At 53.0% G+C, this 24,415-nt stretch carries 24 protein-coding genes and 1 other RNA gene; 11 read left to right on the forward strand and 14 right to left on the reverse strand.

What is annotated here, in order from left to right; genetic code table 11:
- Nucleotides 1-1,594 (reverse strand): multicopper oxidase family protein (locus tag ABTW62_RS09180; RefSeq protein WP_430904283.1); only part of this gene is annotated, 1,594 nt, incomplete at its 3' end.
- Nucleotides 1,595-1,701: 107 nt separating this feature from the next.
- The gene (locus tag ABTW62_RS09185) at nucleotides 1,702-2,562 is read right to left on the reverse strand and encodes an MBL fold metallo-hydrolase (protein WP_430904284.1); all 861 of its coding nucleotides are present in this window, start codon (nucleotides 2,560-2,562) and stop codon (nucleotides 1,702-1,704) included.
- 107 nt (nucleotides 2,563-2,669) lie between these two features.
- Here ABTW62_RS09185 and ABTW62_RS09190 point away from each other — a divergent pair, with 107 nt between their 5' ends.
- The 7 genes from ABTW62_RS09190 to ABTW62_RS09220 all read left to right on the forward strand — a co-directional run bounded on the left by ABTW62_RS09190 (nucleotide 2,670) and on the right by ABTW62_RS09220 (nucleotide 10,196).
- Entirely contained in the window at nucleotides 2,670-3,098 is a 429-nt protein-coding gene (locus tag ABTW62_RS09190) for a YeeE/YedE family protein (protein WP_430904285.1), read from the forward strand.
- Nucleotides 3,099-3,196: 98 nt separating this feature from the next.
- Entirely contained in the window at nucleotides 3,197-3,625 is a 429-nt protein-coding gene (locus ABTW62_RS09195) for a DUF6691 family protein (RefSeq protein ID WP_430904286.1), read from the forward strand.
- A gap of 76 nt (nucleotides 3,626-3,701) precedes the next feature.
- Complete coding sequence (locus ABTW62_RS09200; protein ID WP_430904287.1) at nucleotides 3,702-4,130, forward strand: ArsR/SmtB family transcription factor; 429 nt, start codon at nucleotides 3,702-3,704, stop codon at nucleotides 4,128-4,130.
- Nucleotides 4,131-4,214: 84 nt separating this feature from the next.
- Nucleotides 4,215-5,912 (forward strand): TIGR01244 family sulfur transferase, encoded by a 1,698-nt coding sequence (locus ABTW62_RS09205; RefSeq protein ID WP_430904288.1) that lies wholly within the window; start codon nucleotides 4,215-4,217, stop codon nucleotides 5,910-5,912.
- Between the two features lie 512 nt (nucleotides 5,913-6,424).
- Nucleotides 6,425-7,813, forward strand: coding sequence for a KamA family radical SAM protein (locus ABTW62_RS09210; RefSeq protein WP_430904289.1), 1,389 nt, complete (start codon nucleotides 6,425-6,427; stop codon nucleotides 7,811-7,813).
- Between the two features lie 402 nt (nucleotides 7,814-8,215).
- Entirely contained in the window at nucleotides 8,216-8,608 is a 393-nt protein-coding gene (locus tag ABTW62_RS09215; RefSeq protein ID WP_430904290.1) for an RNA-binding S4 domain-containing protein, read from the forward strand.
- Between the two features lie 367 nt (nucleotides 8,609-8,975).
- A complete protein-coding gene (locus ABTW62_RS09220; protein WP_430904291.1) occupies nucleotides 8,976-10,196 on the forward strand; it encodes a porin in 1,221 nt (406 codons plus the stop codon).
- Nucleotides 10,197-10,486: 290 nt separating this feature from the next.
- On the opposite strand, the gene rnpB is transcribed toward ABTW62_RS09220, so the two are convergent.
- The 8 genes from rnpB to ABTW62_RS09260 all read right to left on the reverse strand — a co-directional run bounded on the left by rnpB (nucleotide 10,487) and on the right by ABTW62_RS09260 (nucleotide 15,956).
- Nucleotides 10,487-10,777: RNase P RNA component class A (rnpB, locus tag ABTW62_RS09225), an RNA gene on the reverse strand.
- 182 nt (nucleotides 10,778-10,959) lie between these two features.
- Nucleotides 10,960-11,487, reverse strand: a complete 528-nt coding sequence (locus ABTW62_RS09230) for a CinA family protein (RefSeq protein ID WP_430904292.1) — start codon at nucleotides 11,485-11,487, stop codon at nucleotides 10,960-10,962.
- Nucleotides 11,487-12,029: a phosphatidylglycerophosphatase A family protein gene (locus ABTW62_RS09235; RefSeq protein ID WP_430904293.1), complete on the reverse strand. Its 543-nt coding sequence runs from the start codon at nucleotides 12,027-12,029 to the stop codon at nucleotides 11,487-11,489. The genes ABTW62_RS09230 and ABTW62_RS09235 overlap by 1 nt, the downstream gene beginning before the upstream one ends.
- Nucleotides 12,007-12,993: a thiamine-phosphate kinase gene (gene thiL, locus ABTW62_RS09240; protein WP_430904294.1), complete on the reverse strand. Its 987-nt coding sequence runs from the start codon at nucleotides 12,991-12,993 to the stop codon at nucleotides 12,007-12,009. The genes ABTW62_RS09235 and thiL overlap by 23 nt, the downstream gene beginning before the upstream one ends.
- Before the next feature lie 216 nt (nucleotides 12,994-13,209).
- Nucleotides 13,210-13,704 (reverse strand): transcription antitermination factor NusB, encoded by a 495-nt coding sequence (gene nusB, locus ABTW62_RS09245; protein ID WP_430904295.1) that lies wholly within the window; start codon nucleotides 13,702-13,704, stop codon nucleotides 13,210-13,212.
- The gene (gene ribH / locus ABTW62_RS09250) at nucleotides 13,701-14,195 is read right to left on the reverse strand and encodes a 6,7-dimethyl-8-ribityllumazine synthase (RefSeq protein ID WP_430904296.1); all 495 of its coding nucleotides are present in this window, start codon (nucleotides 14,193-14,195) and stop codon (nucleotides 13,701-13,703) included. The genes nusB and ribH overlap by 4 nt, the downstream gene beginning before the upstream one ends.
- A 52-nt stretch (nucleotides 14,196-14,247) precedes the next feature.
- Nucleotides 14,248-15,357 carry a bifunctional 3,4-dihydroxy-2-butanone-4-phosphate synthase/GTP cyclohydrolase II gene (gene ribBA / locus ABTW62_RS09255; protein ID WP_430904311.1) on the reverse strand — a complete coding sequence of 370 codons (1,110 nt, stop codon included), beginning with the start codon at nucleotides 15,355-15,357 and terminating at the stop codon, nucleotides 14,248-14,250.
- Nucleotides 15,358-15,365: 8 nt separating this feature from the next.
- Complete coding sequence (locus tag ABTW62_RS09260; protein ID WP_430904297.1) at nucleotides 15,366-15,956, reverse strand: riboflavin synthase; 591 nt, start codon at nucleotides 15,954-15,956, stop codon at nucleotides 15,366-15,368.
- A gap of 122 nt (nucleotides 15,957-16,078) precedes the next feature.
- Here ABTW62_RS09260 and typA point away from each other — a divergent pair, with 122 nt between their 5' ends.
- From typA to ABTW62_RS09275, 3 genes are all read left to right on the forward strand, one after another.
- Nucleotides 16,079-17,893 (forward strand): translational GTPase TypA, encoded by a 1,815-nt coding sequence (gene typA, locus ABTW62_RS09265; RefSeq protein WP_430904298.1) that lies wholly within the window; start codon nucleotides 16,079-16,081, stop codon nucleotides 17,891-17,893.
- A 47-nt stretch (nucleotides 17,894-17,940) separates the two neighbouring features.
- Nucleotides 17,941-18,519, forward strand: coding sequence for a DsbA family protein (locus ABTW62_RS09270; RefSeq protein WP_430904299.1), 579 nt, complete (start codon nucleotides 17,941-17,943; stop codon nucleotides 18,517-18,519).
- Between the two features lie 246 nt (nucleotides 18,520-18,765).
- Complete coding sequence (locus ABTW62_RS09275; RefSeq protein WP_430904300.1) at nucleotides 18,766-19,398, forward strand: hypothetical protein; 633 nt, start codon at nucleotides 18,766-18,768, stop codon at nucleotides 19,396-19,398.
- A gap of 202 nt (nucleotides 19,399-19,600) precedes the next feature.
- Here ABTW62_RS09275 and mutM read toward each other — a convergent pair whose 3' ends face one another.
- The 4 genes from mutM to ABTW62_RS09295 form a co-directional block, all read right to left on the reverse strand.
- Entirely contained in the window at nucleotides 19,601-20,416 is an 816-nt protein-coding gene (gene mutM, locus ABTW62_RS09280; protein WP_430904301.1) for a bifunctional DNA-formamidopyrimidine glycosylase/DNA-(apurinic or apyrimidinic site) lyase, read from the reverse strand.
- Nucleotides 20,417-20,513: 97 nt separating this feature from the next.
- On the reverse strand, nucleotides 20,514-21,863 hold the full coding sequence (locus ABTW62_RS09285; protein WP_430904302.1) for a GldG family protein: 1,350 nt from the start codon (nucleotides 21,861-21,863) through the stop codon (nucleotides 20,514-20,516).
- Entirely contained in the window at nucleotides 21,856-22,599 is a 744-nt protein-coding gene (locus tag ABTW62_RS09290) for an ABC transporter permease (RefSeq protein ID WP_430904303.1), read from the reverse strand. Before ABTW62_RS09290 ends, ABTW62_RS09285 begins: the two co-directional genes overlap by 8 nt.
- Nucleotides 22,596-23,354 (reverse strand): ABC transporter ATP-binding protein, encoded by a 759-nt coding sequence (locus tag ABTW62_RS09295; protein WP_430904304.1) that lies wholly within the window; start codon nucleotides 23,352-23,354, stop codon nucleotides 22,596-22,598. The genes ABTW62_RS09290 and ABTW62_RS09295 overlap by 4 nt, the downstream gene beginning before the upstream one ends.
- Before the next feature lie 350 nt (nucleotides 23,355-23,704).
- Between ABTW62_RS09295 and ABTW62_RS09300 the strand changes: the two genes are divergently transcribed.
- Complete coding sequence (locus ABTW62_RS09300) at nucleotides 23,705-24,415, forward strand: OmpA family protein (RefSeq protein WP_430904305.1); 711 nt, start codon at nucleotides 23,705-23,707, stop codon at nucleotides 24,413-24,415.

Consider the following 24,415-nt stretch of genomic DNA (forward strand, 5'->3'; position numbering starts at 1 on the left):
TGACCAGGAAGTTGCGCATCATCCCCATATCCTCATGCTCGAGGTTATGGCAGTGATAAAGATATAGCCCGGTGTAATCATTGAAAGGCTTTAGAATAGTCACTTCTTCTCCCGGCATGACCAAGACTGTGTCTTTCCTGCCGCTATTGATAAAACCGTCTTTCACAGTGTCATAGTCGCCTGTATTCTGATCATGCATGATGCGGGAAAGTATCTGGAACTGCTCTCCATGCAAGTGAATGGGATGTGGCATGGTCATCCCCATGCCGCCCCTTCCTCCGCGCGCGCCCCCTCGGCCACCCCGCATACCATGACCATCATGATAAATTCTGATTTTCTGGATGGTATTGACAGGAATACGTTCAGCATCCACCACCTTCAGCATCTCAAACGACAAGCCATTGAGCTGGGGCGACATACGCCTCATACTGAGCGCGACCGGAATCTCTCTGGCAGGATCCGAAACATCCTTTTCAGTCAGACGATGAAATGGCGTTAAGTTTTCCGGCAATCCGGGTGACTCACTGACTTTTTCAGCAATGTGAAATTTAACCACTGGAAATGCTGCGCCCTGCGGCATGCCGTGCCGCCTCATACCGCCGCCTCCACGCCTGCCGCCGCCCATGCGCAGCATGGCACCTTGAAATTCGAGGCTATAGAGCATGAGATCCGTGCCAGGCTCGCGTCCGCTGAAATCCACCCAGCACTCAACCCTTTCAGCAGGCGCCAGCATGATATAAGGATAGGTCTCGGGCTTCTCCAGCAAAGTGCCATCAGTGCCGATCACTGTAAGCGGTGTCCCGTCTTTCCACCCCAGTTTATAAATTCTGGAGTTGGAGCCATTAAAAAAGCGCAGGCGATAGGCACGCGTTTTAACTGGAATTTCCGGTTTGATCTGCCCGTTCACCACAATCGTATCGCCCAGAAAACCCACCATACGCTCATGCATACCACGCCGCAGATATTGCAACTGATTGTCTGCGGTAAAATTTCTGTCCTGAATCACAATCGGCAGATCATATTCTCCGCCAGGCAGCGCCAGCTTTTGCTCCTGTTCATCGGTAATCGTAATCAATCCTGCCAATCCCTGGTAGACCTGGGTGGCTGTCATTTCATGGGTATGCGAATGATACCAATTTGTGCCCGCCGGATTTCTGATTTCGAATTCATAAATATATTGCTGACCCTGCGCAATGGCATACATAGGGTGACCATCCATCACTTGTGGCACGTGCAAACCATGCCAATGGGCGATAGTCGGCTCCGGCAATTGATTATGGAAGATGATGCGGACTTTCTGCCCCTGCGCGAAATTCAGGGTGGGTCCCAGATAGCCCGGCATGGCAACAAGAGTCGAAGGCGGGCCTTTGCGCAAGGTAGCGTGATAGCGGAAAACTCGGGTGGCAGGGCCGGGTTTCAGGGAAACAGTCTCCCGCCTGGCGACCAGCTCAATTTCCACATCCGGTTTAAACTCACTGCCTGCAATTTGTTGGGATTTTCTTTCTGCAAAAACAAGACCAGGCCATCCGACTGCAAGTGACGCCAATGCAGCGTTTCGCAGGAATTGCCGCCGTTTCCAGTCACTCGGCGCCATACGGTTTCTCCTTCCTGAAAATAACATCCAATCAGCGTGCTATCCGCTCTTGCCGCCATCGGCCATGGCACGGGTTGAACCATAGCGCATAGCGTCAGGCTGCGCCTCTAAAGAGCGTTGATAGGTATTTTGAAATAGGCTAAGCCATTCTCCTCCGCCGGCGGCATTTTGCCTGCGCGCACGTTCAGCTGCACAGATGGCAGAATCAAGACCGGCATCTCCAAGGTTGCATCACGTGCTGTACGCATGGCGACGAATTCATCTTCACTCACCCCGTCATGGACATGAATATTATGCGCACGCTGAGCCGCCACCGTGGTTTCCCACTCGACCGGGCGATCAGTAGGCGGGTAGTCGTGACACATGAATAACCTCGTTTCTGCTGGGAAGGCTAGCAATTTTTGAATTGATCGATAAAGCTGCCGGGCATCACCGCCAGGAAAATCGGCCCGCGCTGTTCCCACATCCGGCATGAACATGGTATCACCAATAAAGATTGCATCCGCAAACTGATAAGCGAGATCAGCAGGGGTATGGCCGGGAACAAACAAAACTTTCCCCTGCAAGCGCCCGACTTCAAAAGTGTCGCCATCGGCAAACAAATGATCGAATTGCGAACCGTCAGGATTGAAGCTGTCTTCCATATTGAACAGTTTCTTGAAAACACTTTGCACACTGGGAATATGATCCCCGATCGCTGTTTTGCCACCCAATTTCGATTTGAGATAGTCTGCCGACGAAAGATGATCGGCATGGGCATGCGTTTCCAGTATCCAATCGACCGTCAAGCGCTCTGATCGCACGAACTCAATCAATTTGTCGGCTGAGGTATTTTTGGTCCTGCCAGCTTTGGGATCATAGTCGAGAACCGGATCAATAATCGCACAATGTCCGCCCGGTTCGTCAAATACAACGTAGCTGACAGTCCAAGTCGCCGAATCAAAGAAAGCCTGGATATTGGGTTGCATAACTGCTCCTTATGGTAGTTGATATTTTAGTTGATTATAATATATACATTGCTATAATGTATCAATACATTTTATTAAAACATAGATTATCGTACTGAGGTGTCATCATGATTGACTGGCAATCTTTTACGCCAATAAGCGCCTTGGCCGGCGGCGCAATCATTGGACTGGCCACTGCATTTTTATTGATTTTTGCAGGCCGCATCGCTGGTATATCCGGTATTGTGGGCGGACTGTTCAGATTACAAAAGGGCGATTTCGGATGGCGTGCTGCATTCGTAGCCGGCTTGCTGCTGGCACCATGGCTATGGCGCTGGTTTGACGAGCTGCCTGCCATCCAGGTTGAAACCAGCCACGGACTGCTCGCACTGGCCGGGCTGATCGTGGGACTTGGCACCCGGTATGGCTCTGGCTGCACCAGCGGGCACGGGGTGTGTGGCCTGTCACGCCTGTCACCGCGCTCAATCGTGGCCACCCTGTTATTCATGACAATGGGGATGATTACGGTTTATGTCTTTCGGCACGGCCTGCACTAAACCATGGGCTGGCAACCAAATCGATTACGCATCGAAAAATCATTATGCCAGCCTGGCCGGTTAATATCAGATTGCAACAATGTAGAGGATAAACACTCATGCTCATCCAGCTTATCGCATTACTCTCAGGACTTGTTTTTGGGATCGGACTGATCCTGTCTGGCATGGTAAATCCTGCGAAAGTGCTCGCCTTTTTGGATGTCACCGAGCAATGGGATCCTTCCCTCGCTTTTGTGATGGCCGGTGCCGTAGGTGTCGGCTTTTTCGCCTTCAGGCTGGCAAAAAAACGTGGCCAGACGTTATTGGCATCCCCCCTGCATTTACCCACCTCCAATATTCTGGACCATCGTTTGATTCTGGGCAGCATCGCGTTTGGCGTGGGCTGGGGCATAGCGGGCATATGTCCCGGACCGGGATTAGTGCTGGCTGCATCCGGTCATTCAGGCGCGATTATATTCGTCGTTGCCATGCTCTCAGGGATGGTGATTTTTGATCAGCTGGAAAAACGCCGCAGCCGTCATCACTGACAAAGATTTTCCATCGGAACACGACACAATGCACGCTGACTTCATGAATCATGCCTATAATTTTAAAACTTGAACAATGATTAATTCATCCGCACAACTGCCAGACCTGTCGGCAATGATAGAGGAACGTGCCGCTGCCGCCAGAGCCTGTGCAATGCTGAGAATTCTGGCCAACGAAGATCGCTTATTGATTCTATGCAAGTTAATGCAAGGAAGAAAAAATGTCGGCGAACTGGAACAGCAACTGGGCATTCGACAACCCACACTCTCGCAACAGCTGACAGTGCTGCGTGAGGAAAAACTCGTATCGACAGAACGCCAAGGGAAATATATTTACTACAGTCTTGCCAGTCCGGAAGCCATTCAAATCATGCTGACCCTATTCAATTTATATTGCCAGGACAGCGGCCTGCACGCAGCACGCAGCACGCACGACACCGCGCCCTTTATCGACAATCTCTTTGAGCATTCACGTCGGGCAAGCGGAGGTACCGCGTCACGATAAGCCAATTGACATATCCCGGAAAAGCCTGGCATGCCTAGTCATGCCGGCAATTATGCAAATGTATCCCAACAGGAGGAGCGCATCATGAGCACAACACCCCAAGCAAACTGGAACAAGCTGGATGACAAAGTCGCTGTCACGGGACAAATCAGCACCGAAGATATCGCCAAGATCGCCGCAGCAGGTTACAAGTCGATCATTTGCAACCGTCCCGATGGGGAAGGCGGGGAAAGCCAGCCTGCCAGCTCCGAGCTGGAAAATGCAGCGCAAGCAGCTGGCTTGCGATTTACCTATCTGCCGGTTGAAATTGGGAAAGTGACCGCTGAAAAGTGCGCCGAATTCCACCATCTGCTGGAAGAACTGCCCGGCCCGGTATTGGCTTTTTGCGGCTCGGGCAAGCGCGCCAAGGCCTTATATGAGCAAAGCGAAACAACCCAAGTCGCTGGCAAGCAAGAAGAGCGCATCACTGACGCCTGCAGCTGGGAAGAAGGTTCGTCCAAAACATACAGCGTTCCGCCTGCACAGACTGCTGACAAACAAACTTTGGCGGCCTGCAACTGGGACAATGCATTCGATATCGTGGTGGTAGGCGGCGGATCGGCAGGTATCGGTGTCACGGCGAGCCTGTTACGCCGCCAGTCTTCTCTGCGCATCGCCATCATCGAACCGAGCACCAAACACTACTACCAACCTGCATGGACGCTGGTGGGTGGTGGCGCATATGACATTGCAGAAACAGTCCGCGATACGGCCAATGTCATTCCACCGGGCGCGGAATGGATACAGGCTGAAGTCAGCGGTTTTACACCGGATAACAATCTGGTTCATTTAGCGGATGGACGCTCGATCGGCTATCGTCAATTGATTGTCTGCCCGGGCATTCGGCTGGCATGGGAGAAAATCGAAGGCATTGAAGAAACGCTGGGCAAAAATGGCGTTACCTCGAACTACCGGTTCGATTTGGCGCCCTATACCTGGTCTCTGACCGAACAACTCAAGAACGGCAAAGCGCTATTCACACAACCACCGATGCCGATCAAATGTGCCGGCGCGCCGCAAAAGGCAATGTACTTATCCTGCGACCATTGGTTGCGCCAAGGTGTTCTGAATGACATCGATGTCGAATTCAATACCGCCACACCAGCACTGTTCGGGGTGGCGGATTTCGTGCCGCCCTTGATGGAGTACATCAAGCGCTATCATGCCAAGCTGGCTTTCAATTCCAACCTGATCAAAGTCAATGGCAGCGATAGGATTGCAACATTTGAGATCAAGGACAGCTCGGGACAAGTCAGCCAGGTAGACAAACCCTTTGATATGCTCCATGTCACGCCGCCCCAAGTCGCTCCCGATTTCTTACGCAACAGCCCCCTGGCCGATGCCAGCGGTTTCTGTGAAGTCAACCCGCAAACATTACAGCATGCGCGTTACCCGAACATCTTTTCGTTGGGTGACGCAAGCTCTTCGCCCAACGCCAAAACCGCGGCTGCGGCCAGAAAACAGATTGTCATCGTCGCCGAGAACCTGCTCGCCGCCAAAGCAGGGCACGAACTGAAAACCATTTATGATGGGTACGGCGCCTGCCCCCTGACGGTTGAGCGTGGCAAGGTGATAATGGCCGAGTTCGGTTATGGCGGCAAATTGCTGCCCTCCTTTCCACTTGATCCGACTGTTCCCAGAAGATTTTACTGGCAGCTCAAAGCAAAGTTTTTTCCTTGGCTGTACTGGAATGCCATGTTGAAAGGACGCGAATGGTTGGCACGCTCCACAGGCGCCAACTGATTACCAAGCCAATATTTCGCCAATCCGGCCACGCACAAGGGAGTTAACGGGCTATGTACCTGCGCTAACTGGCAGATAATGTTATCATAACTGCCCTTGTGCTGATTCTGGACCAGTAGGATGTCAGCGCCAACTTACTTAACCACGGCCTAAAAACGCCAATAGTATGCCTAGCAGATTGGCAGACCCTTGGTACAGGCGATCCAATACGCGATCATCGTCACATGCGGCCGATACCCGCAAATGACTGTTTGATCCTGATTCACCACTTTTCAACAGTTTTGCACTGGCCTCCTAAACTTACATATTCGGCTGCTCGTGTATAAACGCCATACACATCGGCACACCTTATCAACCTGGCAATTCTTGACAATGTAGCCGCTGGGCAGAGAAAATTAGCGGTCAGGGCACTCCTCGTGAGCCGCTTCGGCTTCCCGAGAACTCGCTGCGAAAGATGGCAGCCCGTCAAGAATGATCGCCTGGTAAATCCTTGCAATTTTCAGGACGTACTCATGCATTTATATGATTATTCAAGCACCCATAACAACAATCCATTAACGAATCTGACCGCTGTCAGAAACTATCGAGTCTATACCGAGCAACATCTCGAAGCCATTCCACAAATAGCACGGCTATCGCCCGCACAGCGGCGTGCCATGCGAGTCGTTGCCAAGGTACTGCCCTTCCGGGTCAATCAATATGTCATAGATGAATTGATAGACTGGAGCAACATTCCGCATGATCCGATATTTCAGCTTACCTTCCCGCAACAAGACATGCTGGCACCGGAAGACTTTGATCGGATCGCATCGATGCTCAATACCCAGGCTGATCCCGCTTCCCTGCAAACTGCGATCAAAGTGATCCGTGAGCAGCTCAACCCCCATCCAGCCGCACAGCAGTCACTCAACGTGCCACGCCTGGATGGCGAGCATCTCGACGGGATGCAACATAAATACCGCGAAACAGTATTGTTTTTCCCCAGTCAGGGCCAAACCTGCCATAGCTACTGCACTTTCTGCTTCCGCTGGGCCCAGTTCGTGGGTGATAAATCGCTGCGCATCGCAACCAGCGAATCCGCCCTGTTGCACCGATATTTGGGACGACACCAGGAAGTGACCGATCTCCTGATCACAGGCGGTGATCCCATGATCATGAAAACCCGCCACCTGGCAAGCTATCTCGAGCCGCTGGTCACGCCAGCATTCGAGCATCTTCAGACGATACGCATCGGAACTAAAGCCTTGTCGTACTGGCCCCACCGTTTCGTGCTGGATGATGACGCACACGCTTTGTTACAATTACTCGAAAAATTGGTACAAGCCGGCAAACATGTCTCCATCATGGCGCACTGCAACCATTGGCGCGAACTGGATACACCCATCGCCCGCGAGGCAATCAGGAAACTGCGCGAAACCGGCGTCGTTATACGCAGCCAATCACCACTGGTTGCACACATCAACGATGATGCCGAAATCTGGGCGCAAATGTGGAAAGATCAAGTCCAGCAGGGCATTGTGCCTTACTATATGTTCGTGGAACGAAATACCGGTGCTAAACGCTATTTCGAAGTCCCGCTGGCCAAGGCCTGGAAAATTTATCGTGCCGCGATCCAGCAGGTTTCTGGCATGGGGCGCACCGCGCGCGGGCCATCAATGAGTACAGGTCCTGGCAAGGTTGAAATCCAGGGCGTGGCGGATATCAATGGGGAACGTGTTTTCGTGCTGCGCTTCATTCAAGGCCGCAATCCGGACTGGGTGCAACGGCCATTCTTCGCCCGTTACGATGCACAGGCAACCTGGCTGGATGATTTGCGTCCCGCGTTTGGGGAACAGAAATTTTTCTTCGAAGAAGAATATGCAGCCATGTCATGCGATGAGCATGGATTGCTGATGAATTGATGCGGCTTTAGCAAATCCAGTCCGGAATCCCCGGTTGACCGCTAGGAGGCTGTCCGAGAATAGGCTGATCTACTGCGGGCGAGCCTGATTGGCCGGATTTTACGATCCTTTTCGTTAAATAGAACGACTATTCGCCTCAAATGATCGAAAAATCCAACTCAACCAGCCTCGCCCTCACTACGATCGCTATTCTCGGACAGCCTCCTAGGCGAGTTTATATGGCTAAATTACATCATGATACATAAAACAAGTTGTCATTTTCGTAGCCGCCTGATTGCTACGATGCTCACAACTGGGGTAATCATGCAACAAAGCCCTGCCATGTGGCAAAAACCACACAATTCAGCCGGCCCAATTGAAGATTCCGAGTCAATCACATTCCATTTTTCTGGCTATTGCTAAATGAGTGCACCGGTTCCAAGCGAGAAATACCGCATTGACAAGTGGTTATTCGCCGCGCGCTTTTTCAAGACACGGTCACTGGCCGCCGAAGCGATCGAACGGGGGCGGGTGTATATCAATGGCGCACGGATCAAACCATCCAAAACCCTCTCGGTGGGCGACAGACTGGATATCCGTATCGGACCTTATCATTATCAAGTGGAAGTGCTGGCATTATCAAATAAACGCGGGCCCGCAACGGCAGCACAGAAGCTCTACCACGAAACGGATGAAAGCCGTCAGGCGCGCGCAGAACTCGCCGAGAAACTGAAAGCACAACCCCATTTCGAAGGCAAGGGCAGGCCAACCAAGCGTGTCCGGCGCGCGCTGGAGAAATTCACGAGCGGAGAATGATCGCACGGACAGGCATCGCCCTTGCGCGTTGGTAATCGCATACTATGCTTCCCTGAGCGATCCGGGATACCCACCGCATCAACTCCGGGCAGCGACTTTTTCCTGCTATCCACCGATTTCTTGACTCGCAATGCCGATGTGTTGCTCAAAAACAACAAATGGAGGCATAAAAAGCAAGAAAAGCTTGTTTATTGTTGCGCGACTGATTCCTCTTGGGCACAATCCGACTAACCCTTCTGATCCGGAAGGTCTGAATCAAGCAATACATTCAAGAAGCATGCCCTCGGTAGATTTTGAATGTGCAATGTTCAACATTACGATCTTTATCGTTGATTGTGGTTGTTTTAATCTTTAAGGAGAGTTTCAAATGAAAAAAAGACTGATTTCTCTGGCTGTGGCCGGAGCATTGGCAGCGCCATTGATGGCTTCCGCTCAAGGCACGCATGTCACTATCTTCGGCCGCTTGCAAGCTGAATACGCTACCATTGATATCGATGGATTCAGAAATCAAACAGCGATTACCGATGATGCTTTGCAATCCCGCTGGGGTCTGCAAATCGCTGAAGACCTGGGAATGGGTTTGCGTGCATTGGGACGGGTTGAATTTGCTATCAACCCAGGCTCGGGCAGACAACAAACCGCACGTGAACAATGGGTCGGTCTGGGCGGCGATCAATGGGGTGAATTGAAATTCGGCCGCGTACAATCGCCTTTCAAAGATTTTGCCGGTGGCCAAACCATCGATCCATTCGCCTACACCAGCTTGCACGCCACCGGTAGTGGTGGTCTGATGGTTTCCTCATTGAATGGCTATGGTGCGGGTGACAACGGTTTTGTCAACAGCGCAGTACGTTATGACTCCCCAGTCGTAGAAGGCTTCTCCTTGTCCGCTTTGCTGATGCCCGGCAGCGCTGACAAACTTAGTCCTGCTGTAAACAACTTCGGCGTAGGTGGAGATCCTACCAACGCCGGCGGCAAAAATGGCGAATGGGATTTCCAGATTGCTGCCAAGTACAGCGCACAATTTGACGCGCTAGGTGTAGACGTTTTTGGTGGCTATTCCAGAGACAATAGAAGTGAATGGCAGAAAGATGTCGGCGGAAGAAATGAAGAAATCTACCGTGGCGGTGCTAGCCTGAGCTACGATGAGTTCCGTTTACGCGGGCAATATGAATATGTCAACAATGCCAACCCATTCGGCGGCGCGGCAACCTGTACCGATGCGGCTGCCTTTGGCCAAGCTGTCGGACCTATCAGCCTGGATGGCGGCCGTGGTCAATGCAACTCCGCAATGAATGCAAACGGTGATGGTTATCTCTGGATGCTGGGTGCCGACTACACCATTGGCAACACCATGCTGATCGCACAAGGCGGTATGACCAAAGCGAAAAGCCAGGGCGCGAGAGGTATCTTTGGCGCATCCGCTAGACGCAACGTTGAAAACATCACCGTCGGCGTCATTCACAACCTGAGCCGTCGTTCCAGCCTGTTTGGTGGTTACCAACGCGTCTGGGTAAACGATAGAAATATCGTTGTCGGCGATGCTGACCGTAATGTCTACTCTGTAGGCGTACGTCACGATTTCTAAGCAAACGCTTGAATAGTTGAATTGCCAGAAAAGGGCGATAGCACAATCTATCGCCCTTTTCGTTTTGTACACAGCGCGCAAACATGGGATGTGCCATGGCCCGGCGACAGTAACCCCTGGATAGGGTTGTGCGAGTAGTTGCTTGCGTACTGCAAAATATGAGTTGGTTTCTACGCTTGCCCTGAAGTCATACCGGAGCAAAATAAAGAAATACAGCTGAACGCGAGGAAGAAAACGGGAACACAGGCGGACACAATCGTTGCAGCAGCAGTGCCTGGTTGGCTCAGGAAAAGCGAAGCTGGCCGATAAGCCGGGTTCTGTCATGGACAGTCATTCATCTAGGCACATGGTTACCCATGTGCTCAAGCAACCTACCCGCAGACTCGGCGAGCAACGTCATCATCTGCCTATTTGGTCTTGCTCCGGATGGAGGTTACCGCGTTTCACCGTAACTTAATACGCTCGTCTCTGTGGCCCTATTCCTCACCTCACGGCGGCCGGCCATTAACCGGCATCCTGCTCTATGGAGCCCGGACTTTCCTCTCCCTGGTTACCCAGGCAGCGACTGTCTAGCCAGCTTCACGATATATTCTAACAGGATTTAACATTCAAATACCGTGCGGCCATGGGTCGTCGGCTTGTTCATCCAGCACCATTTGTTCAAAAGTGGTCTGGAAATTTCTATTCCAGGCCCATCTCTTCAACGTCATAGCCATTGCGACGATACATTGCCGTGCAAAGCAGATGGTGCGCAAGCGCACGTTCAGGCCAGTTGAGAATAGGATTGCAGAAGATCGAGGGTGCCCTGCAACCCGGTAGTGACGGCCTGTCGCCGAATAGTCTCACGATCGCCTTTAAACAAGCAGGTTGCGCTATTTAATATCTGATCCTTAACAATCCAGCCAAAGCAAACCGTTCCAACCGGTTTTTGCACCGACCCGCCATCGGGCCCGGCTATCCCCGTGACTGCCACAGCAACCTGCGCCGCACTCATTTTAAGCGCTCCTTGCACCATTTCCCTGGCAGTTTGCTCGGAAACCGCGCCATAAGTCTTCAATGTCGCTGACTGCACGCACAGCATTTGCTGCTTGGCCGGATTACTATAGGTGATGAACCCCCGGTCATACCAGGCGGAACTGCCCGGTACAGCGGTCACTGCCTGGCCTATCCAGCCACCCGTACAGGACTCCGCAGTCGCCAGTAGCAATCCATTTATCCTGAGGACATCTCCCAACTGCTGGGCCAGGCACAGCAATGCTTGATCACTCGGCTCGGAACGGCCATCAGGCATTAGAAATAGCTCTCAAACAGCACCATAGACTTCCAGCCCGCCAGGCAAAGTAACGTATAGAAGGCTGCGACCAAATCATCAAGCATGACACCCAGTCCTCCTTTGAGCTTGCTGTCCAGATAGCCAATCGGTGCGGGTTTTACGATATCGAAAAAACGGAATAATACAAAAGCAGCAAGCAGCCAAAGCCAGTGATCCGGGGTAAAAAACAATACCAGCATGAAGGCTACAATCTCGTCCCACACCATGCCGGAATGATCGGGCGAACCGAGTGCCCGGCCCGTCACAGCACAGGCCCAGATACCCAGAATAAAGAAGACATCAATAATCAGTAAAAGTGAAATGGGTTCGACCAGTGTTTCCAAAAACCAATAAAACGGAAATGCCACCAGCGTGCCCATCGTGCCGGGCGCAAAGCGTATCAAACCAATACCCGCACCCATGGCAACGAAATGCGCCAGTCTGACATGCACGAACGTAATGTCCGGCTTCAATGGGCGTCGATGTTGTGGTGAATAATTATCGGGCAGGGAAGTGATCATGACCTTTTCTCTCAACAGTTAAAGGATTTCCAGTGGCAGTCAGAATAGTCAATCCGCTTCCTGTCACAATCTTGCCGATACAGGAAAGAGGAACGCCCAATTCTTGTGCAAGCTGCACAATAGCTTCACGTTTGCTTTCAGGTGCAGTCATACACAATTCATAATCATCCCCGCCCGCCAACAAACAGTCAATAACCAGCTGCCGGTTGGCATGTTCCAGGGACAATTTATTTTTTAAGGTCGAAGAACAGGGAATCTTTTCGAAATTGATGACCGCCGAAACATCGGAGCGTGCCAGTATATGACCCAAGTCGGCTACCAACCCATCTGAAACATCAATGGCGCTATGCGCCAGCGTCAGCATTCTCTGGCCAAGCCGGACACGAGGGACCGGTGCATGCAACGCACGCAGGCAAGGCGAAGCCTCCTCTGCTGTCAATACCAGGCGCTGCTGCAAATACGCCAGTCCCATGGCAGCATTTCCGAGCTCTCCCGAGATCCAGATATCGTCGCCTGGCACTGCGCCACTGCGCTTGAGCGCCTTACCGGCCGGAATTTCACCGATAATCTGCACCCCGATATTAAGCGGCCCGCCCGTCGTATCGCCGCCGATCAGCTCGACCTGGTATAAATCCGCCAATGCGAAGAAGCCACTGGCGAAACCCTTGAGCCAATCGTCGTTTTGCGCCAGCGCCTCGGTCAATGTCAGGGATAACGTTACCCAGCGCGGCATCGCGCCCATCGCCGCCATATCAGACAGATTCACGGCGAGCGCCTTGTAACCCAGCTTGTCGGGCGCGACATCCGGGAAGAAATGTCGCCCCGCCACCAATGTATCGGTCGAAATGGCCAAATTCTTCCCTGGCGAACAAGCGACCAATGCGGCATCATCCCCCACGCCCAATAACGCATGCCTGGGTGCACGAGAAAAATAGTGGCGGATGATGTCAAACTCGGAATTCATCACCGATACTAACCCTTGCTGGGGACAGATAATCCCTGTTCCCGCTAGGAGGCTGTCCGAGAATAGACTGATCTACTGCGGACGAGCCTGATTGGCCGGATTTTACGTTCCTTTTCGTTAAATAGAACAACTATTCGCCTCAAATGATCGAAAAATCCATCTCAACCAGCCTCGCCCTCGCTACGATCGCTATTCTCGGACAGCCTCCTAGGCGGATTAATTCTGTTTGAACGAGCGGGCACGGTGCAGCGCCAACTCATCGGGCCGCAGGCGGCCGGCCAGTTTGTCCAAAACACCATTGACATATTTGTGTCCGTCAGTGCCGCCATAGCTCTTGGCTAATTCGATCGCTTCATTGATAACCGCCCGGTAAGGTATCTCCGGATGGTGAACCAACTCATAGGTGCTGAGCGATAGAATCGAAAACTCCACGGGACTGAGTTCAGACAACTGACGATCCAGGCATGGCTGAATTTGTTCCTGCAATGCAGTGACATGTTTCAGCACGCCATACAATAAATCCGAAAAATATGTGACATCGACTCTGCTGAAAATTTTGGCTTCACGCAGCTGCGCGTCGATATCACTGGCATTGCCGCCAGCCAACCGCCATTGATAGATCCCCTGCAAAGCAAGCTCTCGTGACAAATGACGGCGCTTTTTGAATTTCGGCGCCGGCTTGGCAGGCGCGATAGGATCAGACAAGGTCATACATCAGTAGATTGGTCAATTTCATCAAGTTTCAATGTGAGATTGGCCATTTCCAGCGCGGCTTGTGCGGCGTCAATCCCTTTCTGCGTCATGCGGGCCAGTGCCTGATCCTCGCTCTCGGTGGTGAGGATGCCATTAGCAATGGGAATATCACACTCCAGCGCGACCGAGGCCAAACCACGTGCGGATTCATTGGCCACAATCTCGAAGTGGTAAGTATCGCCGCGAATGACTGCGCCCAGTGCGATCAAGGCATCGTATTGATCGGACATGGCCATTTTCTGCAAGGCAATCGGAATCTCCAGCGCACCGGGTACTGTCAGCAGGAGCATATCCGCTTCCAGCACACCCTGTTTGATCAGCTCTGCGGTACAGGCACCGAGCAATCCTTCGCTGACATCGATATTAAAACGGCTCATGACAATGCCAATGCGGAGCCCATTACCCATAAGACTTGTATCGAGTTCAAGAATATTGTCATAGTAAGCCATACGGAATGCTCCTTAAAGAATGAAATTGATTACTGATGGCTGGAAAAGTCCTTCAGTCACACACGCGGCGTTCAGGCTCCAGATAACCGGTCACTTCCAGACCGAAGCCTGTCATACTGGGCATTCTACGGGGAGTGGCCAGCAAGCGCATTTTACCAACACCCAAGTCTTTCAGAATTTGAGCGCCTATGCCATGATGGCGCAAATCAGTGGTAGGTTTATCTTGCTGGCGTGGTCGGGTCTGGGTAATGCGCTCTGTCAGGATATGCGCATCATTTTTTCGATGGAGCAACACAATCACCCCTTGCTCCGCGCGCGCAATGGCAGACATCGCGTCGTGCACACTCCAGGAATGCGTACAGTCATCGATTTCAAGTATATCGATCACGGACAGCGGTTCATGTACACGCACCAGCACTTCCTTGTCCGCACTCGGCACACCTTTTACCAGTGCAAGATGCGTCACGCCGAGCATTCTATCATGGTAAGCAATCAGCCTGAATGCTCCCTGGGCAGTTTGTATCGGCCGTTCGGCTATCCGCTCGACCAGACTCTCAGTCAGACTGCGATGATGAATCAGGTCCGCGATCGTTCCAATTTTTAGCTGATGCTGCCTGGCAAATTCGATTAAATCCGGCAGCCGCGCCATTTCGCCATCCTCCTTGAGGATTTCACATATCACAGCCGCCTCGGTCAATCCAGCCATGCGTGCCAGGTCACATCCCGCCTCGGTATGGCCTGCGCGCACCAGCACGCCACCTTTCTGTGCCTTGAGCGGGAAGATATGACCAGGCTGAATCAGATCCTCAGGCCTGGCATCCGGCTTGACCGCTGCCTGGATCGTGCAAGCACGGTCGGCGGCAGAAATACCCGTCGTGACACCACTGGCCGCTTCGATCGAAACCGTGAAATTGGTGCCCAATGGCGCATGATTGGCTGCAACCATCATCGGCAGCTTGAGTTGCTGGCAACGGGCTTCGGTCAAGGTCAGACAAATCAGCCCTCTGCCATGCCTGGCCATGAAATTGATCGCTTCCGGCGTGACAAAGTCCGCAGCCAGCACCAAATCGCCCTCATTCTCGCGATCTTCCTCATCGACCAGAATAACCATTCTGCCGGCCTTGAAATCGGCCAGAATTTCCTCTATTGGACTGATGACCATATCTGTCGTCATGCCCGGTTCAATAAGCGCGCCACATAGCGCGCCACGATATCGATTTCGAGATTCACTTTTTTGCCTTGCTCAAGATATTTGAAATTCGTGTTGTGTAATGTATGGGGAATAAGATTGACTTCAAAACTGTGGTCTATGACTTGATTCACCGTCAGGCTGACCCCATCGACCGTAACCGATCCCTTGGGGGCGATATATTGCAATAGCGCTTCGGGTGCATGGATCGCGAGCAGGCAACGATCACCTGCCTGCCGGAATTGCGTCACTTCCGCCACGCCATCGACATGGCCGCTTACCAGATGACCGTCCAGCCGGTCGGAGAGCCGCAACGCTTTTTCGAGGTTAACTGGATTATCAGAAAGGTTCAGACCACAAGTGCAGTTTAGAGTTTCGCCCGATATGTCGACCGCGAAAGAATTATTTTCCAGCGCGGTCACCGTCAAACACGCACCATTGACAGCGATACTGTCACCGATGGCAACGTCAGATAAATCCATGCCGCCAGGATCGATATGGATACGCAGGGCATCACCACCGGCATCCACGGATTTGATTCGACCAACAGCCTCAACGATTCCTGTAAACATCGATTTTTTTCCTGAATGTAATAAATAATTTACTGGCAGCAATGCATGCGCCGGGCCGACCCGCTGTTATAATAATGAATTTAGCTAGCCCGCCCAGATTGATTCTCAAGGACACGTTTATTATGACACGCCCGCTCCGCAATATTGCCATTATTGCCCACGTAGACCACGGCAAAACCACCATGGTCGACAAACTCCTGCATCAAGCCGGCACATTTGCCGCACACCAGACGATAGCCGAACGCGTCATGGATTCCAACGACATTGAACGCGAACGTGGCATCACCATTTTCTCGAAAAATTGTGCAATCGACTATGAGGGTGTGCATATCAATATCGTGGATACCCCTGGGCACGCCGATTTCGGCGGCGAAGTCGAACGCGTGCTATCGATGGTCGATGGCGTCCTGCTGCTGGTGGATGCCGTGGAAGGCCCCATGCCACAAACCCGGTTCGTCACCCGCAAAGCCCTGGCACTGGGTTTATGCCCGATTGTAGTCGTCAACAAGGTCGACCGGCCGGGTGCCCGACCCGACTGGGTAGTGAATCATACTTTCGATCTATTCGACAAACTGAACGCGACAGAAGCACAACTGGATTTTCCTGTAGTCTACGCCTCCGCGCTGAACGGCTTTGCCACACTGGACTTGAATCAGCCCAGCAAAGATATGCGTCCGCTGTTCGACATGATCCTCAAACATGTGCCAGCGCCCGCCGGTGATCCCGACGGGCGGCTGCAGCTGCAGATCAACGCACTCGATTATTCGAGCTTTGTCGGGCGCATCGGGATTGGACGCATTAATCGCGGCCGCATCAAGCCAGGGCAGGATGTCATGGTCATGACCGGTGATCAAGCGATGAAAAAAGCGCGCGTCAATCAGGTTTCGGGGTTCCAAGGCCTGGACCGGATCCAGCTGAGTGAAGCGGCTGCCGGTGACATCGTGCTGATCAGCGGCATCGAAGAACTCAGTATTGGCACCACGCTGGCGGATATCGAGCATCCCGAAGCGCTGCCGATGCCAGTCGTCGACGAACCCACACTCTCGATGAACTTCCAGGTCAATACCTCGCCTTTCGCAGGCCGCGAAGGCAAATTCGTCACCAGCCGCCAATTGCGCGAGCGCCTGGAAAAAGAACTGTTGACCAACGTCGCCCTGCGGCTGGAAGAAACCAGCGAAACCGATTCTTTCCTGGTCTCGGGCAGGGGCGAATTGCATTTGACGATACTACTTGAAAACATGCGACGCGAAGGCTACGAGCTCGCAGTCTCGCGCCCCCGCGTGGTAATTCGGGAAATCGACGGCGTCAAATGCGAACCGTTCGAAGTCCTGAGCATCGACGTTGACGAAGCCAATCAGGGCCCTGTCATGGAGGCGTTGGGTACGCGACGCGGCGATCTATTGGACATGATTCCGGATGGGCGCGGGCGGGTACGCCTGGAATATCGCATTCCTGCTCGGGGGTTGATTGGCTTTCAATCGGAATTCCTGACCATGACACGTGGCACCGGCATCATGAGTCACGTCTTTGATGAATATGCACCGATGCGCCCGGACATCGCGTCACGCAAGAATGGGGTGTTAATCTCGGCCGAGAATGGCGAAGCCGTCGCGTATGCGCTGTGGAAACTACAGGAACGCGGGCGGATGTTCGTGAGCCCCGGCGATCCGCTGTACGAAGGCATGGTCATCGGCATACACAGCCGCGACAACGATCTAGTCGTCAATCCGATCAAAGGCAAGCAATTGACCAACATTCGCGCATCGGGTCACGATGAAGCAGTCGTGCTGACGCCCCCCATCCAGCTCACACTGGAATCCGCAATCGAATTCATCACCGATGATGAACTGGTGGAAATCACGCCCAAAAGCATCCGGATCCGCAAACGCCTGTTGCTCGAACATGAACGCAAACGTGCCTCGCGTTCGGCAGCGTGATTGCCCGCCTGCCCAGCCTGAATTGCCAACATGACCGCCCCCACACTATGGTATGTGGCAGACCCCATGTGCTCATGGTGCTGGGGGTTCGCGCCTGTCATAGAACGAATCAGAACGGAATACTCGCAGCGTCTAGCTATCCAGCTGCTGCTGGGAGGGCGCCGGCCAAAAGAACAGAGATCCTGCATCATTGGCAATCCGTACAGGCCACAACGGGCCAGCCGTTCAACTTCGAAAATGCCCTGCCGGAAAATTTCATTTATGACACCGAACCTGCCAGCCGGGCGCTGATCAGCGTAGCACTGATCGAGCCTTCACAAGTCTTTCCATTCTTTTCGGCTGTGCAACGGGCGTTTTACCTTGAACAGGTAGATGTCACGCAGCCGGATAACCTAGAAAAACTGGCAGCCGGTCTGCACATACCGGCTGCCAGTTTCATCGAGACTTTCGAGTCCGGCCAGGTAAAACAGCAAACTCTCGGTCATTTCCGCCGTGCGGCAGAATGGGGCATCACCGGGTTTCCAGCACTTGTGGCCGAGAAATCAGCTCGGCAGCGGCTGATAACCATGGGCTATTGCCCATACGATGCGCTCCAGCAGCGTCTGGATGCCTGGCTATCTTCGTAATCGCCGGTCATGCGCAACCACTGCCAGGTCTGCGAGGGCAACAGATCCAGTGCTTACAAAAACAGCAACCAACCGGGGATGCCGGATTCACTCACTCAAGCATGTCTTCTGGTGATCCCGCATTAACGGCAATCCGAATAGCATGCCCGCGCGCTAATCCATGGTCCCGGTTTGACTTCATAACATTTTTGGTATATAGATATGCTAATAAATTATATCAAAATTTTTCAAAGAGGATCACAAACCATGATGGAAACTTGGCAAGGGTTATCCTTAAACACGCGACGCCTGCTGGTGACTTTAGGCATCATCAGCGTGATCGCACTGATAGGCATGCAATTTCATGTGAGCTCCCAAGGCGATATGTCCGATACCTATCCCAAGGGCTTTCGTGGCGGTACTTGTACAATCGAAACCGATTCACTGCTGATCGGCTTTTCCGCCTACCTGATCCCCAAGGATTACGAGATCCCGGAGGATGCCATGAGCGCCCTGTCGGTGCCCGTTCTATGCGGCAAGGTTCCCGGACCCGGCATGCTTGACGTGACGATCGACCTGCTCTATCCAGAAGCCATTCGCGACAAACCCCTGGTACTGCGCCTGGCTAAATTAGAAGCAGCAGGCAGTGAGCGAGACATACTTTCACTTCCCGCCAGCCGCTATCAATCCGGCACCATCTCCCAGGCACTGCAGCTAGACCAGCCTGGGCAATACACCTTGTACATCCAGGGCAAAAATCTTGATAATCAGGACTTCAGTCTCGAGATGCCAATCAGAGTCGGGACCGAATGGTGGGAAGAGTTGCTGACCGATTGGCCGCTGGCCTTGATACTGGCAGGCGCCCTGTTCTTCTATAACTTCAGAAGAATCGTCGATTGAACCTATGAAATAGCGATCAGGTGTTTCAGGCGCAAGCTGCTAGGAGGCTGTCCGAGAATAGACTGATCTACTGCGGACGAGCCTGATTGGCCGGATTTTACGATCCTTTTCGTTAAATAGAACGACTATTCGCCTCAAATGATCAAAAAATCCAACTCAACCAGCCTCGCCCTCGCTACGATCGCCATTCTCGGACAGCCTCCTAGCGCTGGCAATTCGTGCAATAAAAAGTCGAGCGCTGTCCTTGCCGAATTTTCATAATAGGCCTGCCGCACTGCCGACAGGCCTGATTCGCGCGGTCATAGACCCAATACTGCTGCTGAAAATAACCCGGACTGCCCTCACAATCGACAAAATCCCGCAGACTGCTGCCTCCCGCCTCGATCGCGCGCAGCAAAGTCACCTTGACAGCTTCGGCCAGCCGCTCACAGCGTTTTACCCCCAGACGACCAGCCGGGGTCAGCGGAGAAATCCCTGCATGAAACAAGGCCTCGTTGGCGTAAATATTGCCTATGCCAACCACTATATGTTGGTTCAGGAGTGCTTCCTTGATGCTGACGCGCCGGCCACGCGTCCTGACATACAAAACTTTGCCATCAAACTGCTCGCTCAGAGGCTCCGGGCCCAACCCCGCCAGCAAAGGATGCTGGCAAATATCGCCCGGCCACCATAAAATTGCACCGAATCGACGCGGATCGCGAAAACGCAGCAGGCGGCCGTTGGTCAGCAGCAAATCGAAATGATCGTGTTTGCCTGGTGCCATCGGTTCGGACAAAACACGCAAACTGCCGGACATGCCCAAATGGATGATCAACACGCCATGATCGCAGGCCATCAGCAAATATTTTGCCCGCCTGCTCACGGTATGGATGATTTGCTGCGGCAGAACCGATGCCAAATCGGCAGCTATCGGCCAGCGCAGCCCCGTATGCCGCACGGCCACTTGCTCGATGCGCTGACCAGTCAAATGGGCCGCAACCCCGCGCCGGGTGATTTCGACTTCTGGCAATTCCGGCATGATCAAACACCCCGATCCCGCTGAATCAAGGCGCTCCGCCTGTCGTCTGCCTCACTGACCAGCGTCGGATTCATGCCTATCATATCGGCTGCCAGCATCATCGGCGCTTGCGATACCAGCTGACAAAAATCCCACTTGCCACGAATACCAGCGGCAGCATAATCAGGAAGATCACCACGATCACGGTCAGCGCCCATTCACTCAGCACCAGCTGGCTATCGACTGTCGCAGGTGGCTGAATCGCGATCAGAGACTCATCTCCAGCCAGCCAGTTAACCATATTGATTCCGAAATCGAGATTGCCGCCATTACCGAGATGACTATTCGCTAGAAAATGCCCGCTTCCCACCACGATCACGCGCTGTTCGCGATCATCCACAATCCGGCTCAACGCCACAGCCACGCTGACCGGGCCCGCAACATCGCTGTCCGCATCGAACGAGACTTCATCGCTGATCTCGCCAGTTTCCACCCAGCCTTGCGGAGCAGCTTCCACCAATACAGTGCCGAACCACTCCCGGTTCTGCTCCAGAATCAGCTGGCGCGCGTACGGAAACACGGTCAGGTAATCAAAATTTTCAGTCACAGCATGCGGACCATAGAGCGATCCCAAAGCAAAGGTAGGCGGTGCCCGCAACCGCTTCGCCTGGGGATCAACAATCACACCCGGCGTTAAAACGATACCCAGCCTCTCCGCCAATGGCAATAATCCACGCAACGAACCCACGTCAACCAGCCATAGCAAATTTCCGCCTCGCGCCAGGTAATCCAACAACTGATCGATTTCTCCTGCCAGCAGATCAATTTGTGGTGACGCGATCATCAACACGCTCGCATCGCGCGGAACATCCACTTCGTCAGCAAAATTGAATGACTCCGTTTTGAAACCGATTTCCTCCAGCCTGCCTCCGAAATTCCCCAGATCACGCTGGGCAACACCGTCCAGCTTGCGCTCACCGTGTCCGGATAAAGCAAGCAAGCGTTTCTCGTTGGTCCGCGCCAGCCGTAGCAAGGTATTGGTGAACGCCTGTTCGTTGACTGCCGCCAGGCGCGCGCTGCGTTGATTGAAACGCACCACCATCTCACCGTTAAGCTTGACTCCCGCGTCCTGCGCGAGCTGCGGCTGCTCGACCGGATCGATGAAATCCAGCATGAGATCGGGCTTGATACGTTGATACACGCCGATAAAGTTGCGAATCGTGCCACGCACGTCCCCCAGCTGCGCGTCTTGCGCCGTTGCATAAACCGTCACCTGCACCGGCCCATCCAGCTTTTGGAGTAAGTCGACACTGGCCTGACTCAGGCTGTTGCGACCATTCTGGGTGATATCCCACTGCATACGGTACTCCAGCGCCCACAACCCCAACAGCACCATCAAGATCCCCAGCAAAATACTCCCCGAACCCGTCTGGTAACGAGGCTGATGCGGTCGCTTGCGCTTAGCCATGCAAGCGCTCCCCATCAAGTTGACGCATGGTCAATACCAGAAAAGTCACAACAAAAAGCAGGCAAAAAACCAAACTAAAGGTATCGATCAAGCCATGATTGAAATTCTCAAAATGCTGGAATAACGACAGATAACGAACAGGATGCGCCACATCCAGCATCGCAATATCCAGGAGCCACAACAACAGCAAAATGCCCATGCTGCTCAGCGCGGCCAGCGCCGGGTGCGAAAACAAACTGGAAAGATATAACCCCAGGGATGCAAAACAAGCGGCCAGCAGCGTGAGCCCGAGCATATTACTGCATAACAATCCGAAGTCCAGGGTGCCGCCAGCCAGCAGCGAGCCGGACAGCATCACGATCAGCAACAGTGCCAGCAGAAAGAAAACCATCAGCGCAGCAAACTTGCCCAGTACGATCGCCGCGATGGAAATCGGCGCGGAAATCAGCATCACCAATGTATGATTGCGCCGCTCTTCCGCCAGCATGCGCATGCTCAAGATCGGCGTGATCATCAAAAAAGCAACTGACGCCATGGAAAATACCGGCACCACGATCACCTCGGTGATGCCGGGTGGATTGACAAGCTGGGTAAGCTGCGTTTGTATCGCCAGGAAGGTATGCAAGCGCTCTAGAAATACCCAGGCCAGCACCAGTTGCATCAAGGCCAGAAAGATCCATGCCAGAGATGAAGCAAATAATATTTTCAGTTCCTTGCAGACAATGGTGGTGATCATCTTGTCGCTTCCCGCATTGGTCCATCTCCCATAGTGAGCTGCTCGAATAGGGTTTCCAGGTTTTCGCCCTGCCGCTTCAGCGCATCCAGCCCGGCATCCAGAACCAACCTGCCGTGATGCATGATTTGCACATGACTACAAACCGCTTCGACTTCCGATAAAGCATGGGTAGAAAAAATAATTGCATGCGACTGGCCAAGCTCACGGATCAGCGCACGGACACGCTGAATCTGATTGGGGTCGAGTCCCGCTGTCGGCTCATCCATAACGATCACTTCCGGTCGATGAATGATGGCCTGGGCAAGTGCAACACGCTGCTGAAAACCCTTGGACAACACGCCGATCAGGCGCTTGCCGACAGCGGTCAATTCGCAACGCTGCTTGACCTCATCCAGGGCGGCCTGCAATGCCACGCCATCCGCACCGTGCAGTCTGGCGGCAAATCGCAGGTATTCGTCCACGGTCAGCTCGCGGTAGAGCGGGGGCATCTCGGGTAAATAGCCGACATGCCGCTTGGCCTCCAGCGGACACGCCGCCAAATCCACACCACAAATGTGTACACTGCCACTGCTGGGCGCAAGATTGCCCGTCAACATCCGCATTGTCGTGCTTTTGCCAGCGCCATTCGGCCCCAGCAGGCCCAGAATGTCACCACGATGCAATTGCAGGCTGAATTGATGCACCGCGCTGCGCTGGCCGAAGCGGCGGCTCAGATCATAGGCTGCAATCGCTGGCAAAACGTTAGTCTCAATCACGGCCATTCTCTTTATTGAACTTGCATATCATATATAAATATTTCTGGCCTTTCTGAATATAAAAATGAGCAGGATACAAGCGGACAACAGCCTGTCTACGTGTATTATCCTGAAAAGTTGCCGATAATTGATTGGCAGGCCTTCAAATATGATTGATACACTGTTGTGTAAAGACAACACACAAGTTTGACAAAAATAAAAGGAACGACTCATAATCGAATCAAGTAGTGCATGAACAATCATTTTCAGGCCAGGATCAAGGGATAGATCATGTCAGCAGGTAGATATGATCCAGAAAAGAAGTGGGTGTGATGATTGAGACCAGGGTTTTTATACATAAGGACAATAGCATGAATAAGATAATATCAACCAAGAAATATCTAATCGGGGCGGTTGTTTTGCCAGGGCTGCTGAGTGCCGGCGCAGTAATGGCCGATATGCATGGCCTGGATGGCATTTCTGCCAGACAGGGGTTCAGCGCGGCTGAAAAAGCTGAAGCCTATAGCGTAGATGATCGCGGCATTGTTGTCAGAAATTCTACCGGATTGTGCTGGCGCACCGGTTACTGGACACCTGCCATGGCAATCTATGAATGTGATCCGGATCTGGTCAAACAGCCCGAGCAAGTTGTCGAGGCGCCACCACCGCCGCCTGCCCCCGCACCACTGCCTGAGCCTGAGAAAGTATCCTTCTCGGCCGATGCCCTGTTTGATTTTGACAAAGCGGTATTGAAACCCGATGGCAAGCAAGCGCTGGAAGACTTCGTCAGCAAATTGGAAAACGTCAATTACGACCTAATCATTGCGGTCGGCTACACCGACCGGATCGGATCGGATGAGTACAACAAAAAACTCTCCGTCAGACGCGCCGAAGCCGTCAAGAGCTATCTCGTCTCGCTCGGCGTCAGCCCCGACCGCGTCTTCACCGACGGCAAAGGCAAAGCCAATCCAGTGACCGGCGATACCTGTAAAGGCGTCCGCGCCACCAGAGATCTGATTGCCTGCCTGGGACCAGACCGCCGCGTGGAAATCGAAGTCGCAGGTACCAGAGAAGCCAACTGA

Origin of the sequence: Nitrosomonas sp. ANs5 (assembly GCF_050584665.1) — a bacterium.
Taxonomy (GTDB): Bacteria; Pseudomonadota; Gammaproteobacteria; order Burkholderiales; family Nitrosomonadaceae; genus Nitrosomonas.

Coding starts and splice junctions, on each gene's coding strand:
- ABTW62_RS09200 (WP_430904287.1), top strand. CDS start 3,702: ATGATTAATTCATCCGCACAACTGCCAGACCTGTCGGCAATGATAGAG.
- ABTW62_RS09220 (WP_430904291.1), top strand. CDS start 8,976: ATGAAAAAAAGACTGATTTCTCTGGCTGTGGCCGGAGCATTGGCAGCG.
- ABTW62_RS09260 (WP_430904297.1), bottom strand. CDS start 15,956: ATGTTTACAGGAATCGTTGAGGCTGTTGGTCGAATCAAATCCGTGGAT.
- ABTW62_RS09290 (WP_430904303.1), bottom strand. CDS start 22,599: ATGATCACCACCATTGTCTGCAAGGAACTGAAAATATTATTTGCTTCA.
- ABTW62_RS09190 (WP_430904285.1), top strand. CDS start 2,670: ATGATTGACTGGCAATCTTTTACGCCAATAAGCGCCTTGGCCGGCGGC.
- ribH (WP_430904296.1), bottom strand. CDS start 14,195: ATGGCTTACTATGACAATATTCTTGAACTCGATACAAGTCTTATGGGT.
- ribBA (WP_430904311.1), bottom strand. CDS start 15,357: ATGGTCATCAGTCCAATAGAGGAAATTCTGGCCGATTTCAAGGCCGGC.
- ABTW62_RS09275 (WP_430904300.1), top strand. CDS start 18,766: ATGATGGAAACTTGGCAAGGGTTATCCTTAAACACGCGACGCCTGCTG.
- ABTW62_RS09210 (WP_430904289.1), top strand. CDS start 6,425: ATGCATTTATATGATTATTCAAGCACCCATAACAACAATCCATTAACG.
- nusB (WP_430904295.1), bottom strand. CDS start 13,704: ATGACCTTGTCTGATCCTATCGCGCCTGCCAAGCCGGCGCCGAAATTC.
- thiL (WP_430904294.1), bottom strand. CDS start 12,993: ATGAATTCCGAGTTTGACATCATCCGCCACTATTTTTCTCGTGCACCC.
- mutM (WP_430904301.1), bottom strand. CDS start 20,416: ATGCCGGAATTGCCAGAAGTCGAAATCACCCGGCGCGGGGTTGCGGCC.
- ABTW62_RS09215 (WP_430904290.1), top strand. CDS start 8,216: ATGAGTGCACCGGTTCCAAGCGAGAAATACCGCATTGACAAGTGGTTA.
- ABTW62_RS09300 (WP_430904305.1), top strand. CDS start 23,705: ATGAATAAGATAATATCAACCAAGAAATATCTAATCGGGGCGGTTGTT.
- ABTW62_RS09230 (WP_430904292.1), bottom strand. CDS start 11,487: ATGCCTGATGGCCGTTCCGAGCCGAGTGATCAAGCATTGCTGTGCCTG.
- typA (WP_430904298.1), top strand. CDS start 16,079: ATGACACGCCCGCTCCGCAATATTGCCATTATTGCCCACGTAGACCAC.
- ABTW62_RS09205 (WP_430904288.1), top strand. CDS start 4,215: ATGAGCACAACACCCCAAGCAAACTGGAACAAGCTGGATGACAAAGTC.
- ABTW62_RS09185 (WP_430904284.1), bottom strand. CDS start 2,562: ATGCAACCCAATATCCAGGCTTTCTTTGATTCGGCGACTTGGACTGTC.
- ABTW62_RS09195 (WP_430904286.1), top strand. CDS start 3,197: ATGCTCATCCAGCTTATCGCATTACTCTCAGGACTTGTTTTTGGGATC.
- ABTW62_RS09270 (WP_430904299.1), top strand. CDS start 17,941: ATGGTATGTGGCAGACCCCATGTGCTCATGGTGCTGGGGGTTCGCGCC.
- ABTW62_RS09285 (WP_430904302.1), bottom strand. CDS start 21,863: ATGGCTAAGCGCAAGCGACCGCATCAGCCTCGTTACCAGACGGGTTCG.
- ABTW62_RS09235 (WP_430904293.1), bottom strand. CDS start 12,029: ATGATCACTTCCCTGCCCGATAATTATTCACCACAACATCGACGCCCA.